Raw genomic sequence first — 18,274 nt, forward strand, 5'->3', positions numbered from 1 at the left:
CGCGAAGCGGGTTCGGCTTGAATGAATTGTTAGGCACCAGCGCGATCTCCACCAGTGCTGGCGAGATAGACCTTGCTGCCGAGAGGAATCTGGGTCTTGGACACCGAGGACGGCAAGCCAATGGGCACAGAAGGATTCTCCGGAAGCGGCCTACGGCCATAGTTGATCATTTCGACGCCAGCTATTTGCGTATCGATGCGGTCGCCGTTGGGCGTGACAATGAAAATTGGAGCACCTATCCGAATCGATGGAAGGCCAGTCTTGTTAGGAATTCCGGGAACAAGGACCAGTCCCGGACGCCCCGAAAGCTTAGAGGTCTCTTCGACTGTGAAGAGCAGGATCTCTGACATGGTGCCTAACGCCATGAGTTAAGCCGCGCCGAAGGCGTCGGCGTGAATGACTAGTTAGGCCACGCCCGGATCGACGGAGCTGTGGCTACGGAGAAAGTCCATGGCCTTGCAGCCAGACTCAATCAAGTCCTCGGCTGGGCCGCCCCAGCCAGTTTGAACGACGGTCCAACACCCAGAAAACCCAAGTTGAACGCAGAAGTTGCGGAAGCTCTTCTGGGCCTCAGTCTCGTCGTCATAGATGAGATTCGCCTGAAAGTCAGCCCAAAAGGCTTGTTCAAGTTCTTGCTGAGAGTGATCTGAGCCAGTGCGATCATGCTCATGCGTTGTCCAAACCCAGGCCTTTGCCATGCCCGCCTCATTTACCTGCAACGCTGCAGCAACGAGTGCGCTGGTCGGAAGGAAAATGAAATACAAAGGGAGTCTCACGGCGATTCCTCGCGGGGCCGAACGCCTGAATTAAGCCGACCCGCGAAGCGGGTTCGGCTTGAATGAATTGTTAGGTTGCGCCCTTTGAAGCGTAACCAAGGACATGAACTCCAAGATAGTGCATGACATCATCTGCTGCATCCTCTGCGTGGCCACGGACATACTCATGGTCATCGAGGAGCGCAGCTGCAATAACCGGCACAACGGCCGCCAGATTGAGCCGACCGCAAGTACGAGCCAAGTGGCCGAAACCGAGAACTGCATTGCCCCGAACATTGAAGTGCGGATGTTGGGAGAGTGATAGGCAAATGGCCTCCGACCAATCGCAGTCGGGTGGATCCATGGTTATGACGATTGGCACGTATAAAAGCTCGTCAGGAATGCCACGAGCTATCACAGCCTCAACGTCTTGCTCTGTCCATCCGTCTTGAAAAGGGCCCATTGTGCAACCTAACGCCTGAATTAAGCCGAGCCGCGAAGCGGGTTCGGCTTGAATGAATTGTTAGGTGACAGCCCTAACAACGACCCACCCCACGACCACAAGCACCAGCAACGGAACCGGAAGCATAGTGACCCCAAGCTCAAGTTTGCGAAGGAGCGGCCGGGGAGCGGGGAGTGCCATGTAGGAAGCCTGCCCAAGATGCCCTGCGGTGCCGCTAAGAACCAAAGAAACAAAAAGGCTGAAGAGCATTAGGAGCAGCCACATCATCGCACCATCACGGAAGTCAGGCCCCGGGCTGAGGGCGCAGTACACGTAGAAGGGAAGAGCGATTGCAATGATTGCTGCTGCAAGTGCTGAAAGCCTTCTCATGGCATCTAACTCCTGAATTAAGCCGAGCCGCGAAGCGGCTTCGGCTTGAATGAATTGTTTGGCCGCGCCCGATGGTTCAGGAGAGCCATCCGCTGACCAGTAACGCCAAATGCCAGTCTCAGCGCCATTTGCATAGGACCCCTCCGCGGCAAGCTGCCCATTGGTGTGGTAGTCCCGCCATTGCCCATGCTCTTGGCCGTGCTCGTAGTTGCCCTCGGACGCTAGCGAGCCGTCCTTGTGATACGCACAGAACAAACCGTGCCGCACCCAAGCGGAGCCATCCGCAGATAGGTAGCGAGAGTAACGGAATCGAACCGCGCCCGACGGGTAGGGAATCTCGGCTATTTGGAGATCTGTCATAGCGGCCTAACGCCTGAATTAAGCCGCGCCGCGAAGCGGCGTCGGCTTGAACGAATTGTTAGACAGCAGGCTAGTCAGGCTTGCTGATCTCATTGCGGAAGGATAGAGCAAGCTCTTTAGGCAGCCAAAGAACACTAAGTTTGGCCGAAAATCTGTCGCCGCTTTTGTTGCTATCAGTCGTTAGTGTGACTATGGGAATTGGGTCTCGCTGAGTCAGGTACAGCACAGATTGGTAGGTCTGTTCGCCGCTCTGCTTTTTGGGGTCTACAAGCTTCTCTACACGCGTAAAAATCCGAGAGGTAAATTTGTCAAATTGTTTCCACTCTTGTTCTGTATCCGCAGTACGAGAATAGAGCGTGCAAAGGCTGTTGCTAGCGAGTGCAACGGCGTATTGACTGTGTTGAGTGCGAAACACCCATACATCGCCTTTGTTGTCATCGAGAAACCTTCTGGCTTGCTCATCTGGGAGATGGAGGTATTCCGGATTATTGTTAAATTTTTGAGGTATTTTTTGGCCTGAGGTGTAATGGAGTAAGCAAGTGTTTGCGAACAGAGTCTGCGCTTCAGTGCCTTCCGGCGAGCTGGGCTTCTGGTCAGAAGCTGCGACCGCGTGAGCGGCGACAAGTAGTGCTCCTAGAGCTACGGATTTCATGACTGCCTCCACTGCTGTCTAACGCCTGAAGCCGAGCCGCGAAGCAGGTTCGGCTTGAATGAATTGTTAGGCCGCATGCTGGGGCTCGGCACGCCGATATGCAACATGCGCCAAAGGTGACAACCCTGGTGAGGCCGGGGCGGAAACATGCTGCTCATCCACGTCCCAAAGGCTCGGAAAGTCCGCAATTACCTCAGTAGCGGCGCATGAGCAACTCTCTCTAGCGGCATCAGATGGAGTGCCGTCGTACTCAAAGCGGAGCCGGATGATCTGCCCGACACCGTCGGCCTCAATCGAGGCTTGGCGCAACTGAGGGTGGACTTCCCCGAGAAGGGCGCGCTGGAGTGAGAGCAGCAGAGCTTGAGGTTCAGCGAGATCGCTCATGCGGCCTAACGCCTGAGTTAAGCCGACCCGCGAAGTGGATTCGGCTTGAATGATTGTTAGACCTTGGACTGAGTAACTCGGTACGCATCGCTAGTGGCTTGGTCAATGTAGTTGCCGCCAGACATGCTGCCGTGGTCGCGAACCAGGACAAGACCGTTGTAGTAGCAGGTGCCATAGCTTGCCGTGAACTCAGCCTCGCCGGTTGAGTGCGAGATCCAAGGATAGGCGTACTTGCCGCCAGCAGTCAGCTGGGCAACATGAACTTTGTGTTTGCGTTTCTGCGGCATACAAGGCCTAACGCCGACCCGCAAAGCGGCTTCGGCTTGAATGAACTGCTAAGCGCCAGCGTGCTCAACCGTGCCGCCCGAACAAGAGATTATGAATTCAGCAGCCCTCTGGCAGAGAGGCTGCTGCGGGGAGCGTACCGCCAGAACCAGAGGATCTAAGGAAACTGGATCGATATCTAGATGCTCAGCATCCAGGTTTTCCCCGGACGGGCCACGTAACGACAATGACAGTTCTGTCCAGTTACGGTCGCCGGGATCCTGGCTATCGCCATCCGAGTCGAAGTCGCAGTCGTCGCCCCACAAGTGCTCTGCGACCCGATAGAACTCAGGTCGCGGTCCAATGGCTCTGATTAGAACAACGTGATGGCTGGACATGGCGCCTAACGCCTGAATTAAGCCGAGCCGCGAAGCGGGTTCGGCTTGAATGAATTGTTAGACCGCAGGCCAGTTGATAGTGAGAGGTGTAGCGACCTTATCTGGATTGACATCAGCGCACTCTGTGGAACTGCCAAAAAATAGAAAACGATTGCCCCCAGTCAATTCAAAAAGGCTTTGACCTGTTTCGGCGTACTGAGCTGGCGGCTGGATAAGCGCAACTTGGTCAGAGCTGAGATTGACTGAACGCATCAGCTTGGCAGCATCCTCAGCTGAGACCAACTGAGGATCGCTCGGAGTGCCATAAGACCAACCGCAGTAACCGTTGTGGACAAAGTATTGCGACATGCTTCACCTGCGGCCCAGCGCCTGAATTAAGCCAAGTCGCGAAGCGGGTTCGGCTTGAATGAATAGTTAAGCCTCACTTGCCGTGGCTAACACGTAAGATTTGGCCGTCCGACCTGGAAATGACGGCTATCGCAGTGCCGCCTACCCAGCCTTTGGGCAGTGAGCCTGTCACAGTCCATTTCCCATCAGCAAGTGTTGCCCGATAGGGTCGCTCCGACTCGATCTGCTTCTCGCCGTAGATTGGCACCCAGACAGCCACCGCAATGGAAATTGCGGTTCTAGCGTCTGGAACCAATCCTTGCGGCGGACGAACGTTGTGCTGTTGAGCGGGCAGTGGCAGAACTAGAAACACAAGCCCAAAGGCAATCAGAGTTCGAGCGAATGGCATAAACACCTCGTGAGGCGCCCGAGTTGAGCCGAACGGCTAAGCGGGTCAGCTTGAATGAATTGTTAGAGCCTGTGCTCCAAGAGCTGATTCGCTGCGCCCGCCGCTATGGCCGCTGCAGCATGAACGCGAAGTAGCTCAGGCTCGAATGAATTGTCAGGCGGCGCTACGACGTGCCAGCCAACCATGATGCGAACCACCAACAGAGCGCAAGGACGACCAAGCCTATACCTAGAGCCATCAGCACACGCTTGATGGAAAACGGACGACGCAAGACGGCGGCGCCCGGCTTGGGCGGGAACAACCAGCCGGAGAGCCACTCAGCAAGTATTGAAACAATTACATAGAGCGGCGGCCCAATAACAACAAACAAAACCCAACCGAGTAAGGAGTTCGGAACAAGTGGCCAGAACTGCAGCGCCAGTAAAGCCGCGATAGCGAGCCAAAACGCTGCGACAACCAATAATCCACGCCGCATGATTCCTCCAAGTCGCCGTTGCCCCTGCTGCTCGGCCTAGCGCCTGAATTCGGCCGCACCGCGAAGCGGCGTCGGCTTTAGTGAATTGGCATGCAGCAACTTGCGACGCTAGAAGATGTCGCGACCGTAAGCAATCGGAATCATTCCGCCAAGGCCCGATTTGTTCAGCGCGGACTGATAATTTCCATAGTCGCTCCACATAATTACGTCTAAACAGACACAAAAAACCCGGCCGAAGCCGGGTTTTCCGCGAGCGCCTAGCGCCCGAAACTTACGATCCGATCAAGCCGCGACAGTATCCGCCACGGTCTTGTAATCCTCGATCTGATCGAAGTTCATGTAGCGGTAGATCTGGTCGCCGCTGGCCTTGAGCACGCCGACGTCCGCCATGTACTCCTCGCGGGTCGGGATGCGGCCCAGGCGCGAGCAGATCGCGGCCAGTTCGGCCGAGCCCAGGTAGACGTTGGTGTTGCGGCCCAGACGGTTGGGGAAGTTACGGGTGCTGGTCGAGAACACCGTCGCGCCCTCGCGGGCCTGGGCCTGGTTGCCCATGCACAGCGAGCAGCCCGGCATTTCCATGCGCGCGCCGGCGGTGCCGAAGGTGCCGTAGTGGCCTTCCTTGGTCAGCTCGGAGGCGTCCATCTTGGTCGGCGGCGCGACCCACAGACGGGTCGGGATGTCGCGCTTGCCTTCCAGCAGCTTGGCGGCGGCGCGGAAGTGGCCGATGTTGGTCATGCACGAGCCGATGAAGACCTCGTCGATGGCCGCGCCGGCGACGTCGGACAGGGTCTTCACGTCGTCCGGGTCGTTCGGGCAGGCCACGATGGGTTCGACGATCTGGTTGAGGTCGATGTCGATCACCGCGGCGTACTCGGCGTCGGCGTCGCCTTCCAGCAGTTGCGGGTTGGCCAGCCAGCCTTCCATCGCCTTGATCCGGCGCTGCAGCGAGCGCGGGTCGGCATAGCCTTCGGCGATCATCCACTTGAGCAGGGTGATGTTGCTGGTCAGGTACTCGATGATCGGTTCGGCATCCAGCTTCACCGTGCAACCGGCAGCGGAGCGCTCGGCCGAGGCGTCGGACAGTTCGAAGGCCTGTTCGACCTTGAGCTGCGGCAGGCCTTCGATCTCGAGGATGCGGCCGGAGAAGATGTTCTTCTTGCCCTGCTTGGCCACGGTCAGCAGGCCCTGCTGGATCGCGGCCAGCGGGATCGCGTTGACCAGGTCGCGCAGGGTCACGCCGGGCTGCATCTCGCCCTTGAAGCGCACCAGCACCGACTCGGGCATATCCAGCGGCATCACGCCGGTGGCCGCGGCGAACGCGACCAGGCCGGAGCCGGCCGGGAACGAGATGCCGACCGGGAACCGGGTGTGGGAGTCGCCGCCGGTGCCGACGGTGTCGGGCATCAGCATGCGGTTGAGCCAGGAGTGGATCACGCCGTCGCCCGGGCGCAGGGCGATGCCGCCGCGGTTGCTGATGAAGGCCGGCAGGTCGTGGTGGGTCTTGACGTCGACCGGCTTGGGGTACGCGGCGGTGTGGCAGAACGACTGCATCACCAGATCGGCCGAGAAGCCCAGGCAGGCCAGGTCCTTGAGCTCGTCGCGGGTCATCGGGCCGGTGGTGTCCTGCGAGCCCACCGAGGTCATCTTGGGTTCGCAGTAGGTGCCCGGACGGATGCCCGGCTGCACGCCGTCGACTTCCGGCAGGCCGCAGGCGCGACCGACCATCTTCTGCGCCAGCGAATAGCCCTTGCCGGTGTCGGCCGGGTTCTGCGGCAGGCGGAACAGGGTCGAGGTGGGCAGGCCCAGGGCCTCGCGCGCCTTGGCGGTGAGGCCGCGGCCGACGATCAGCGGGATGCGGCCGCCGGCGCGGACTTCGTCCAGCAGCACGTCGGACTTGAGCGCGAACTCGGCGATCACCACGCCGTCCTTGATCGCCTTGCCGTCGTAGGGGCGCAGCTCGACCACGTCGCCCATGTTCATCTGCGACACGTCGAGTTCGATCGGCAGCGCGCCGGCGTCTTCCATGGTGTTGTAGAAGATCGGCGCGATCTTCGAACCCAGGCACACGCCGCCGAAGCGCTTGTTCGGGATGTAGGGGATGTCTTCGCCGGTGAACCACAGCACCGAGTTGGTCGCCGACTTGCGGCTGGAGCCGGTGCCGACCACGTCGCCGACGTAGGCGACCAGGTGGCCCTGATCCTTGAGCGACTCGATGAAGGCGATCGGGCCGCGCTTGCCGTCTTCCTCGGGCTCGATGCCGTCGCGCTTGTTCTTCAGCATCGCCAGCGCGTGCAGCGGGATGTCCGGGCGCGTGGTCGCGTCGGGCGCCGGCGAGAGGTCGTCGGTATTGGTTTCGCCGGTCACCTTGAACACGGTGATGGTCAGGCTTTCCGGCACTTCCGGCTTGCTGGTGAACCATTCGGCGTCGGCCCAGCTCTGCAGTACGGCGCGGGCATTGGCGTTGCCCTGCTCGGCCTTTTCCTGGACGTCGTGGAAGGCGTCGAACATCAGCAGGGTGTGCTTGAGCGCGTTCGCGGCCACGCCGCCGACCTGGGCGTCGTCGAGCAGCTCGATCAGCGGATGGATGTTGTAGCCGCCCAGCATGGTGCCCAGCAGCTCGGTGGCGCGCTCGCGGCTGATCAGCGGGTTGGTTTCGGTGCCGAACGCGACCGCGGCCAGATAGGAGGCCTTGACCTTGGCGGCGTCGTCGACGCCGGCGGGGACGCGGTGGGTGATCAGGTCGAGCAGGAACTCGCCCTCGCCCGCCGGCGGGTTCTTCAGCAGTTCGATGACCTCGGCGGTCTGCTGAGCGGTCAGCGGCAGCGGCGGAATGCCCAGCGCGGCGCGCTCGGCAACGTGTTGGCGGTAGCTGGAGAGCATGGAGAGTCCCGTAGATGGAGCTGGTGTGCACCGCGCCGGCGCCGCATCGGCCACCGGAATGGGATGCGTCGCGGGCTGGCGGGGTTCGGAGCTTGCCCTTTCGGAGCGGGTCTGAAGCGGGCGGCCCCTCGACCGCGTATTTTGCCTGGAAAGGCGTTTCGCGGCAACGCGCCCGGGGCCTGACAGCCATATCCGGCAAGGCTTTGCGTGGTTTTTACGGAACGCTGTGGCGCGCTTGCGACCATTGTCTGCACGCTACCTGAATCCGATAAGGTGATAATCGCGACGAACGCACGCCACCTTGCCCGCACACGCGGGCACGCCAGCCGCACATCAGGAGCATCACCCCCATGCCCGACTCCTATTCGACCCGCCGCCAGCTTTCCGTCAACGGCCGCGACTACACCTATTTCAGCCTGCCGGCCCTGGGTGAGCGCTACGACATCGCCCGCCTGCCCTACTCCATGAAGATCCTGCTGGAGAACCTGCTGCGCCACGAGGACGGCGGCATGACCGTGGGCCCGGAGCACATCGAGGCGGTCGCGCAATGGGACGCGACCCGCGAGCCGGATACCGAGATCGCCTTCATGCCCGCGCGCGTGGTCCTGCAGGACTTCACCGGCGTGCCCTGCGTGGTCGATCTGGCCGCGATGCGCGACGCGGTCGGGCGCCTGGGCGGCAAGCCCTCGCAGATCAACCCGCTGATCCCGTCCGAACTGGTCATCGACCACTCGGTCCAGGTCGACGTCTACGGCAGCCCGGAAGCGCTGGACCTCAACGGCAAGATCGAATTCCAGCGCAATCAGGAGCGCTACAGCTTCCTGCGCTGGGGCCAGAAATCCTTCGAGAACTTCAAGGTGGTGCCGCCCAACACCGGCATCGTCCACCAGGTCAACCTGGAGAACCTGGCCCGCGTGGTCATGGGCCGCGAGGTCAACGGCGAGCTGCAGGCCTTCCCGGACACGGTGTTCGGTACCGACAGCCACACCACCATGATCAACGGCATCGGTGTGCTGGGCTGGGGCGTGGGCGGCATCGAGGCCGAGGCGGCGATGCTGGGCCAGCCTTCGTCGATGCTGATTCCGCAGGTGGTCGGCTTCAAGTTGAGCGGCAAGCTGCCCGAGGGCGCCACCGCCACCGACTTGGTGCTGACCGTGACCCAGATGCTGCGCAAGCACGGGGTGGTCGGCAAGTTCGTCGAGTTCTACGGCGATGGCCTGCAGCACCTGCCGCTGGCCGACCGCGCCACCATCGCCAACATGGCGCCCGAGTACGGCGCGACCTGCGGCATCTTCCCGATCGACGCCGAGGCCCTGACCTACCTGCGCCTGTCCGGCCGCTCGGAGGAACAGATCGCCCTGGTCGAGGCCTATGCCAAGGTCCAGGGCCTGTGGCACGAGCCCGGCCAGGCCCACGCGACCTATTCGGCCACGCTGGAACTGGACCTGGGCGACGTCAAACCCTCGTTGGCCGGCCCCAAGCGCCCGCAGGACCGGGTGTTGCTGGAAAACGTGCACAGCAACTTCCAGGACAACCTCGGCCCGCTGGTCGCCAACCGCAAGCCCAAGGTCGGTTGTGCGATCGACGAGCTCAAGGCCGAGGGCGGCGCGCAGCCGCAGGCCGAGCACCTGGCGGCCAAGCCCGTATCCAGGATCCGGATCAAGGACCAGGATGCCGAGCTCTGCGATGGCTCGGTGGTGATCGCCGCGATCACTTCCTGCACCAACACTTCCAACCCGGCGGTGATGCTGGGCGCCGGCCTGCTCGCGCGCAACGCCGCGCGCCTGGGCCTGAAGTCCAAGCCCTGGGTGAAGACCTCGTTGGGGCCGGGCTCGCTGGTGGTCACCGATTACCTGAAGAAGGCCGGCGTGCTGGACGATCTGGAGAAGCTGGGCTTCTACGTGGTCGGATATGGCTGCACCACCTGCATCGGCAACTCCGGCCCGCTGCCGGACGAAGTCTCCAAGGGCATCGCCGAGAACGAGCTGGTGGTGGCCTCGGTGCTGTCGGGCAACCGCAACTTCGAAGGCCGCGTGCATCCGGAAGTGAAGGCCAACTACCTGGCCTCGCCGCCGCTGGTGGTGGCCTACGCGATCGCCGGCACGGTGAACATCGACCTCACCCAGGAACCGATCGGCAAGGGCAGCGACGGCCAGGACGTCTACCTGCGCGACATCTGGCCCAGCAACAAGGAAATCGGCGACACCATCGCCGCCACCGTCGGCCCGGAGCTGTTCGCGCAGAACTACGCCGACGTGTTCAAGGGCGACTCGCGCTGGAACCAGATCGCCTCGCCCGACGGCGAGTCCTTCCAGTGGGACGAGGCTTCCACCTACATCAAGAACCCGCCCTACTTCGACGGCATGACTATGCAGGTCGGCCATATCGCCGACGTGACCGGCGCGCGCGTGATGGGCCTGTTCGGCGACTCGATCACCACCGACCACATCTCGCCGGCCGGCAACATCAAGAAGGATTCGCCCGCCGGCCGCTTCCTGCAGGAACGCGGCGTGCAGCCGGTCGACTTCAACAGCTACGGCTCGCGCCGCGGCAACGACGACGTGATGGTGCGCGGCACCTTCGCCAACATCCGCATCAAGAACCTGATGTTCGGCGGCGAGGAAGGCGGCAACACCCTGTACTTCGGCAAGGACGGCGGCGCCGGCGAGAAGCTGGCGATCTACGACGCGGCCATGAAGTACAAGGCCGACGGCGTGCCGCTGGTGGTGTTCGCCGGCAAGGAATACGGCACCGGCTCCTCGCGCGACTGGGCCGCCAAGGGCACCAACCTGCTGGGCGTCAAGGCGGTGATCGCCGAGAGCTTCGAGCGCATCCACCGCTCCAACCTGGTCGGCATGGGCGTGCTGCCGCTGCAGTTCAAGGACGGCGAGAACGCCCAGACCCACGGCCTGGACGGCTCGGAAGTGATCGACGTGACCGGCCTGCAGGACGGCGCCGCCAAGACCGCCACCCTGACCGCGACCAAGGCCGACGGCAGTCGCGTCCAGTTCGAGGTCAAGGTGCTGCTGCTGACGCCTAAGGAAGTCGAGTACTTCCGGCACGGCGGCATCCTGCATTACGTGCTGCGGCAGTTGGCGGCGCGCAAGGCGGCGTAAGCGGTCTTAAGCCCTGCCCGGCTCGTAGCCCCTCTCCCGCCTGCGGGAGAGGGGTTGGGGTGAGGGCTGCCGCAGGCGCGAAACTCCAACCTCATCCGTTGCCCTCATCCGCCCTTCGGGCACCTTCTCCCGCAGGCGGGAGAAGGGAAACGAACCTCGTATATCCACGCGCATTAGCCCCTCTCCCGCTCGCGGGGTGAACTGCGGCGTTTGCGAGCCATGGCTCGCGCTGCACCGAACGCCCGGCCGCTGTGCCGTCGGGCCGGGGTGCGGGTTGGGGTGAGGGCTGCCGCAGGCGCGAAACTCCAACCTCATCCGTTGCCCTCATCCGCCCTTCGGGCCCCTTCTCCCGCAGGCGGGAGAAGGGAAACGAACCTCGTATATCCACGCGCATTAGCCCCTCTCCCGCTCGCGGGGTGAAGGGCGGCGTTTGCGAGCCATGGCTCGCACTGCACCGAACGCCCGGCCGCTGTGCCGTCGGGCCGGGGGGCGGGTTGGGGTGAGGGGCGCCGCAGGCGCGAAACTCCAACCTCATTCGTTGCCCTCATCCGCCCTTCGGGCACCTTCTCCCGCAGGCGGGAGAAGGGAAAGCGGTCATCCGCCCTCCTCTCTCGACCCTACAGCTTCGGCTTCCACTCCGCGCTGCTAATCCGCCATTCGCCGTCGCTTTCGCGCCAACCGGTCTGTACCTCGTAGACCTGCGCCGCCTCCGGCAGCACCTGGCCGGCGCCGCCGCTGAGCGCCGCGCTGAAGCGCACCGTGGCGCGGTCGCCCTGGATCTCGATCTGCGCCGGCCCCAGCACCACGCCGACGTCGCGGTAGCGGCGGAAACTCAGCATCGCCAGCGCGCGGGCGCCGTTGCGGTCCATGCCGTCCGGGCCGACGAAATCCTCGGCCAGGCTTGCGTGCAGGGCCTCCAGGTCGCGCTGTTCCAGCGCGGTCTGCAGCTCGCCCAGGGTTTCGCGCAAACGCTGCTCGGGCGGCGTGCGCGCGCAGGCGGCCAGCAAGGCCAGCAGCGCCAGTGCGCACAGACCATGGGCGATACGACGCCAAGGCGGCGTCCCGAAACTCGTCGCAGAGGGGCTCATAGACCTGACCGTCCGTTCGTTTTTTCGGTCGCCATCCTGACACGTCGCGACGGTGTTTCGCTCCCCCTGCCTGGCTCTCCTTGCCAGCCAATAGAGCCTATGCTCCAATCCAGAGAGGACCGTACGGCGGCGCATTCGCTGCGCTGCCAATGAACGGAAACACCGGCGATAGAGAGGGGATCGCGATGAGTTTTGAACGTCCGTGGCTTGCCCAGTACCCGGCGGAAGTGCCGCCGCAAATCGACGTGGACGAGTTCCCGTCCATCGTATCGGTGCTGGAAACCGCGATTGAGAAGTATCGCGACCGCCCGGCCTTCTCCAACCTCGGCAAGGTCCTGACCTACGGCGAGATCGACCGCCTCAGCGCCCAGTTCGCGGCCTACCTGCTCGGCGAGCTCAAGCTGAAGAAGGGCGATCGCGTCGCGATCATGATGCCCAACTGCCTGCAGTATCCGATCGCGACCTTCGGCGTGCTGCGCGCCGGCCTGACCGTGGTCAACACCAACCCGATGTACACGCCGCGCGAGCTCAAGCACCAGCTCGACGACTCCGGCGCCAGCGTCATCTTCGTGCTCGACAACTTCGGCGACACCGTGCAGAACGTGATCGCCGGCAGCTCGATCAAGGTCATCACCACCGGCCTGGGCGACATGCTCGGCTTCCCCAAGGGCGCGATCGTCAACTTCATGCTCAAGCACGTGAAGAAGATGATCCCGGACTACAACATCCCGGGCGCCACCCGCTTCCGCGACGCGCTCACCCTGGGCCAGATGCATAAGCTGCCCGAGATCGAGATCACGCCCGACGATATCGCCTTCCTGCAGTACACCGGCGGCACCACCGGCGTGGCCAAGGGCGCGATGCTCACCCACCGCAACCTGGTCGCCAACATGCAGCAGGCCGCGGCCTGGGTCGGCACCAACGTCAAGCTGGGCGAGGAAATCATCATCACCGCGCTGCCGCTGTACCACATCTTCGCGTTGACGGCGAACGGTCTGGTCTTCATGAAGTTCGGCGGCCTCAACCACATGATCACCAACCCGCGCGACATGCCCGGGTTCGTGAAAGAGCTGAAGAAAACCCCGTTCACCGCCATCACCGGCGTCAATACCCTGTTCAACGGCCTGCTCAACACGCCCGGTTTCGACGAGGTCGACTTCTCGCGGCTGCACCTGACCCTGGGCGGCGGCATGGCGGTGCAGCGCGCCGTGGCCGAGCGCTGGAAGCAGGTCACCGGCGTGACCCTGCTGGAAGCCTACGGCCTCACCGAAACCTCGCCCGCGGCCTGCATCAATCCGATGAATCTGGCCGACTACAACGGCGCGATCGGCCTGCCGATCTCCTCCACCGACGCCTGCGTCAAGGACGAGAACGGCAACATGCTGCCGATGGGCGAAGTCGGCGAGCTGTGCATCAAGGGCCCGCAGGTGATGAAGGGCTACTGGAAGCGTCCGGAGGAAACCGCCAACGTCATCGACAACGAAGGCTGGCTGCACACCGGCGACATGGCGCGCATGGACGAACAAGGCTACTTCTATATCGTCGATCGCAAGAAGGACATGATCCTGGTGTCGGGCTTCAACGTGTACCCGAACGAGGTCGAGGACGTGATCGCGATGATGCCCGGCGTGCTGGAAGTCGCCGCGGTCGGCGTGCCCGACGAGAAGTCCGGCGAGGCGGTCAAGGTGGTGATCGTCAAGAAGGACCAGGCGCTGACCGCCGAGCAGGTCAAGGCGCACGCGCGCGAGAACCTGACCGGCTACAAGCATCCCAAGTACGTCGAGTTCCGCACCGAGCTGCCCAAGACCAACGTCGGCAAGATCCTGCGCCGCGAGCTGCGAGACGCGCCGGCGGCCTGAACGCCGCCGATCCGGCAGCTAACGGCACCGTCCGTCCGATAAGCCGCTTAAACGCGCCCGCAAGGCCCCGAGCCTTGCGGGCGCTTCGTTTTGGGCGCTTAGAATCGCCCCTGCCGGGTACCGGTTTGCCGAGCGGGTCACGCCCGCTGAGGCATGCTGAATCGGCCACACGCCCGTTCTGGCCGCGGGGTCGGCCAATTTCTGGAGCTTCGAGTCTGAACGGCAGGTGTAGCATGAATTTGCCGGGCTAAGGCCCGCCATTCCCTACTACGACTAGGAGCCTCGCCATGTCTGCTGTCCCCGCACGTTTGCACCTCGAAGATTCCTCGCTGTTCCGCCGCGTCACCGATGCCGCCGGCACCGCCGATTGGTGCTACATGCACGCCAATCCGTCCCAGGTCTACCACCCCTGCTTCTCCGAGCGCCTGCTGTGGGATATGAAGCGCACTCAGGAATGCATCCGTCGCGAGCTTGCCGCGTCCGACGATGCGCGCGCCGGTATCCATCATCTCGTGCTGGCCTCCGACGACGCCCAGGCCTTCAACCTCGGCGGCGATCTGGCCCTGTTCTCGCAGCTGATCCGCAACGGCAACCGCGGCCGCCTGCTCGAGTACGCCAAGCTCTGCATCGAGGTCGCGTTCAATCTCTACCAGCTCTACGAAGATCGCGTGCACAGCATCGCCGTGATCCAGGGCGACGCGCTCGGCGGCGGTTTCGAAGCCGCGCTGTGCTGCCACACCATCATCGCCGAGGAAGGCACCGGCATGGGCTTCCCGGAAGTGCTGTTCGACCTGTTCCCGGGCATGGGCGCCTATACCTTCCTCACCCGTCGCGTCACTCCGGTCCAGGCCGAGCGCATGATGCTGGACGCGCGCGTCTACCCGGTCGAGGAACTGCAGCGCATGGGCGTGGTCGACCTGGTCGTGCCGCGCGGCGAAGGCCTGCGGGCGGCCGCCGACATGGTCAAGCGCAACCAGCGCATCGGCAACGCGCTGCGCGCGATGAACACGGTCCGCCAGGCCTGCAATCCGGTCACCCTGGACGAACTGCTGTCGGTCACCACCGAATGGGTCGATGCGGCGATGCGCCTGAACGACCGCGGGCTGAAGACCATGGAACGCCTGGTGCGCGCTCAGCAGCGCCGCGCGGAATCGAACGCTCCGGCGCTTGCATTCGCATGAGGACTTCGCAGGGGGAGCCTGCCACGCGTCTTGCGTGGCAGGACGAAGGGCTCAGGAGACGTCCGGAACGTCCTTGCCGCGCCCGTTGCGGCTGAGGCGGGCGACTTCATGACGGCTGGCGTCGGTCACCGCCGTTAGCTGCGCGGCCAGGTCCGAGACCAGTTTGGACTGCTCGCGCGCCAGGACTTCGTCGCTCGCGCGCATGATCTGCGAGCAGCGCTCGGCGATCGAGTGCGCGCCCAGGTTCTCGGCCACGCCCTTGTAGGCGTGCGCGACCTCGCGGAACTCCTCCCAGTTGCGCGCCGCACCGACCTTGGCCAGCTCCTGCTGGCAGCCGCCGGCGTCCTTCAGGCACTGCTCGACGAAATCGCGCAGGAACTGCTCGCCCAGGCCCATTTCCGCTAGTTCCGCCAACACCGCCGGATTGGTCAGCGGACGGCTCACATCGCTGATCGCGCGCACCGCCGGCAGCTTCTGCGAATCGACCACGTCGGCGATGGTCTCGAGCAGGCGCCCGACCACGATCGGCTTGGTCAGGAACGCCATCGCGCCGGCCTCGTTGGCCGCTTCCGAGGCCTGCAACGTGGCGTCGGCGCTGAGAATGATGGTCGGGGTATTGCGGCCGGTGCCGGCCTGCATGAAACGCAACTGGCGGATCACGTCCAGGCCGCTGAGGCCGGGCATGTGCATGTCCAGCACGGCCAGTTCGAACTGCGCGACCTCGAGCTGGTCCAGGGCCTGCTCGCCGTCGTTGACCGCGGTCACGCGGTGGCCGGCGCGCTCGAGGATGCGCGTGAGCACGGTGCGGTTGGCCTGCTGATCGTCGGCGATCAGCACGCGCAGATTGCGCACCCGGGTCTTGTGGCGGATGAAGGGATCCTCGAACGAGATCACCTTGCCGCCGTCGCTGCTGGCGGTGTCGTGCTGCTGGGTCGGCTGGGTTTCCTCCAGCAGCATCGGCAGCTCGATCCAGAAATGGCTGCCGCCGCCGGGGTTCTCTTCCAGGCCGATCTCGCCGCCCAGCAACTGGGTCAGGGTGCGCGCGATGGTGGTGCCCAGGCCGGTGCCGCCGAAACGCCGGGTCGGCCCGGTGTCGACCTGCTCGAAGGCCTGGAAGATGCGCTCGGCGTCCTGGCTGGGCACGCCGATGCCGGTGTCGCGCACCGAGAAGCGCAGCCACACGCGGCGCTCGGAATCCGCGCTGTCGGCGCGGTCGCCGGCCAGGCGCGCGACCAGCGACACCCCGCCCTTCTCGGTGAACTTGACCGCGTTGTGCATCAGGTTCAACAGCACCTGGGTCAGCAGCGCGCTGTCGCCGTTGAGGCGCACCGGCACGTCGTCCTCGATGTCGACCTTGAAGGTCAGGCCCTTGGCCGAGGCCAGCGGCTGCAGCATCTTCTGCAGGCGCTTGAGCACTTCCTGCAGGTTGAAATCGACGTCGCGGCGCTGCAGCTTGCCGGCCTCGATCGCCGAGATGTCGAGCACGTCGTTGACCAGCAACAGCAGCGACTGCGCCGAGGTGTGGATGACCTCGGCGTACTCGCGCTGCTCCGGCGCCAGACGGGTGCCGTGCATGAGCTCGGCCATGCCGATGATGCCGTTCAAGGGCGTGCGCAGCTCGTGGCTCATGTTGGCCAGGAAACGGCTCTTGGCCTCGTTGGCGCGGCGCGCGTCCTCGGTGGCCTTCTGCAGACTACGCAGCAGCGAGGACAGGTAGGCGGGGATCGCGACCAGGCCCATCCACAGGCCCGCGGACAGATAGGGCTGCACGCGCCAATAGGGATTGCCCAGGATCACCGCCATGAACGAGACCGCGGCCAGGCCGGCGGCGGTGTACAGGTAGGTGGTGCCGTAACGCAGACCGTTGCCGATGGTCACCCACAGCACGATCACGTACAGCGGCGCCAGCGAGGGCGCGTCCAGCGACATCAGCATCGCCAGGGTCGAATAGTCGGCGATCATGCCGATCCAGCGCCGGCTGTGCGATACGCCCGGCGAGGCCACGATCCCGGCCAGCAAGGCCAGGCCGATCACCGACTCGCCCAGCATCACCCACAGCATGACCATGGTGGCCTGGCTGTCGTGCTCGAACGCCTGCAGGCCCAGCAGATAGGCCACGATCAGGCAGGCGATCACCAGCCGCACCAACGCCTGCCCGTGCTCGCTGTCCGGGCGATTCGAAAGGCGCTCCTTCAACAAGCGCAGGACGGAAGCCATCGGCTACTCCATGCCGGGACGGGGGACACTCGTCGAATATCGGCTGCAAATCTCTTCGAGGCGGGCGCGGCTGCGGATCAGGGCGTCCACGCAGCGCGGGTCGAACAGCCGACCGCGCTGCGCGTACAGATAGCCCAGGGCCGCGTCCACGTCCCAGGCCTTCTTGTAGGGACGCGGCGAAATCAGGGCGTCGAACACGTCGGCGACCGCGACGATCCGCGCTTCCAGCGGAATCTCCTCGCCGACCAGGCCGTCCGGATAACCGCTGCCGTCGTAGCGTTCGTGGTGGCGCAGCGCGATCATCGCGCCGGCCTGGATGAAACGGTTCTGGCTGCCGCTGAGCAGCTCGTAGCCGATCTTGGGATGACGGCGCATCACCGCCGTCTCTTCCTCGGTCAAGGGGCCCGGCTTCATCAGCACCGCGTCGGGGATCGCGATCTTGCCCACGTCGTGCAGCGGCGCGGCCATCTCGATCACCCGCACTTCGTCCTCGAACATGCCCAGCGCCTCGGCGATCAGCCCGGCGATATGGGCCATGCGCTCCAGGTAGGCGCTGGTGCCGGCGTCGCGGTACTCGATCGCGCGCGCCAGCCGCGACAGCGTTTCGCGTTCGCGCTCTTCGACCTCGTGCATGCTCGACAGCAGGCGCTGCTCCAGCGACAGCGCGCGTTGCTTCACGTTCTCGGACTGCTGGCGCAGCTGCAGCAGGTTGCGGCAACGCGCGCGCAGTTCGCGCGGGCGCACCGGCTTGACCAGGAAGTCGATCACCCCGGCCTCGAGCGCGGCCTGGCGCACGGGTTCGTCGCCGACCACGGTGACCAGGATGATCGGGATGTCGCGATGCAACGGCAGACGGCGGAAACGGCGCGCGAATTCCAGGCCGTCGATGCCGGGCATGCGGTAGTCCAGCAGCAACAGATCCGGCTGGCTCGACTCGCACCAGGCCAGCGCCGCTTCCGGCTCGCCGAAGTCGTGCACGGCCAGCTCGGACGCAATGTCCTCGATGATGTGGCGCAGCATCGTGCGCGCAGACGTTTGGTCATCGACGATAACGACGTTCACACCGGCATCCGTGAG

General features: G+C 63.9%; 13 protein-coding genes. 4 read left to right on the forward strand and 9 right to left on the reverse strand.

Annotation, left to right across the window (positions count from 1 at the left end; all coding sequences use genetic code 11):
• Positions 1 to 29 precede the first annotated feature (29 nt).
• The gene (locus tag BMZ45_RS21270; RefSeq protein ID WP_139215493.1) at positions 30 to 350 is read right to left on the reverse strand and encodes a hypothetical protein; all 321 of its coding nucleotides are present in this window, start codon (positions 348 to 350) and stop codon (positions 30 to 32) included.
• Between the two features lie 54 nt (positions 351 to 404).
• Positions 405 to 776: a hypothetical protein gene (locus BMZ45_RS12610; protein WP_139215494.1), complete on the reverse strand. Its 372-nt coding sequence runs from the start codon at positions 774 to 776 to the stop codon at positions 405 to 407.
• 103 nt (positions 777 to 879) lie between these two features.
• Between BMZ45_RS12610 and BMZ45_RS21275 the strand changes: the two genes are divergently transcribed.
• Positions 880 to 1,077, forward strand: coding sequence for a hypothetical protein (locus BMZ45_RS21275; protein ID WP_139215495.1), 198 nt, complete (start codon positions 880 to 882; stop codon positions 1,075 to 1,077).
• Between the two features lie 201 nt (positions 1,078 to 1,278).
• Here BMZ45_RS21275 and BMZ45_RS12620 read toward each other — a convergent pair whose 3' ends face one another.
• The 4 genes from BMZ45_RS12620 to acnB all read right to left on the reverse strand — a co-directional run bounded on the left by BMZ45_RS12620 (position 1,279) and on the right by acnB (position 7,736).
• The gene (locus BMZ45_RS12620; RefSeq protein WP_091636906.1) at positions 1,279 to 1,947 is read right to left on the reverse strand and encodes a toxin-antitoxin system YwqK family antitoxin; all 669 of its coding nucleotides are present in this window, start codon (positions 1,945 to 1,947) and stop codon (positions 1,279 to 1,281) included.
• A 70-nt stretch (positions 1,948 to 2,017) separates the two neighbouring features.
• The gene (locus tag BMZ45_RS21280; RefSeq protein WP_139215496.1) at positions 2,018 to 2,599 is read right to left on the reverse strand and encodes an NMCC_0638 family (lipo)protein; all 582 of its coding nucleotides are present in this window, start codon (positions 2,597 to 2,599) and stop codon (positions 2,018 to 2,020) included.
• Between the two features lie 1,945 nt (positions 2,600 to 4,544).
• Entirely contained in the window at positions 4,545 to 4,856 is a 312-nt protein-coding gene (locus tag BMZ45_RS21285; RefSeq protein ID WP_139215497.1) for a hypothetical protein, read from the reverse strand.
• Between the two features lie 282 nt (positions 4,857 to 5,138).
• Positions 5,139 to 7,736: a bifunctional aconitate hydratase 2/2-methylisocitrate dehydratase gene (gene acnB / locus BMZ45_RS12640; protein ID WP_056174895.1), complete on the reverse strand. Its 2,598-nt coding sequence runs from the start codon at positions 7,734 to 7,736 to the stop codon at positions 5,139 to 5,141.
• Positions 7,737 to 8,086: 350 nt separating this feature from the next.
• Between acnB and acnA the strand changes: the two genes are divergently transcribed.
• The gene (gene acnA, locus BMZ45_RS12645; protein WP_091636909.1) at positions 8,087 to 10,852 is read left to right on the forward strand and encodes an aconitate hydratase AcnA; all 2,766 of its coding nucleotides are present in this window, start codon (positions 8,087 to 8,089) and stop codon (positions 10,850 to 10,852) included.
• A 617-nt stretch (positions 10,853 to 11,469) separates the two neighbouring features.
• On the opposite strand, the gene BMZ45_RS12650 is transcribed toward acnA, so the two are convergent.
• Positions 11,470 to 11,940, reverse strand: a complete 471-nt coding sequence (locus BMZ45_RS12650) for a nuclear transport factor 2 family protein (RefSeq protein ID WP_254776631.1) — start codon at positions 11,938 to 11,940, stop codon at positions 11,470 to 11,472.
• A 185-nt stretch (positions 11,941 to 12,125) separates the two neighbouring features.
• Between BMZ45_RS12650 and BMZ45_RS12655 the strand changes: the two genes are divergently transcribed.
• Positions 12,126 to 13,799, forward strand: coding sequence for a long-chain fatty acid--CoA ligase (locus BMZ45_RS12655; RefSeq protein WP_091636910.1), 1,674 nt, complete (start codon positions 12,126 to 12,128; stop codon positions 13,797 to 13,799).
• A 287-nt stretch (positions 13,800 to 14,086) separates the two neighbouring features.
• The gene (locus tag BMZ45_RS12660; RefSeq protein WP_082576287.1) at positions 14,087 to 14,980 is read left to right on the forward strand and encodes a crotonase/enoyl-CoA hydratase family protein; all 894 of its coding nucleotides are present in this window, start codon (positions 14,087 to 14,089) and stop codon (positions 14,978 to 14,980) included.
• A 51-nt stretch (positions 14,981 to 15,031) separates the two neighbouring features.
• Here BMZ45_RS12660 and BMZ45_RS12665 read toward each other — a convergent pair whose 3' ends face one another.
• Positions 15,032 to 17,197 carry a response regulator gene (locus tag BMZ45_RS12665; protein ID WP_091636911.1) on the reverse strand — a complete coding sequence of 722 codons (2,166 nt, stop codon included), beginning with the start codon at positions 17,195 to 17,197 and terminating at the stop codon, positions 15,032 to 15,034.
• Positions 17,198 to 17,200: 3 nt separating this feature from the next.
• Complete coding sequence (locus BMZ45_RS12670; RefSeq protein ID WP_055901601.1) at positions 17,201 to 18,259, reverse strand: response regulator; 1,059 nt, start codon at positions 18,257 to 18,259, stop codon at positions 17,201 to 17,203.
• Positions 18,260 to 18,274 lie beyond the last annotated feature (15 nt).

This window comes from Lysobacter sp. cf310 (assembly GCF_900114355.1).
Taxonomy (GTDB): Bacteria; Pseudomonadota; Gammaproteobacteria; order Xanthomonadales; family Xanthomonadaceae; genus Lysobacter.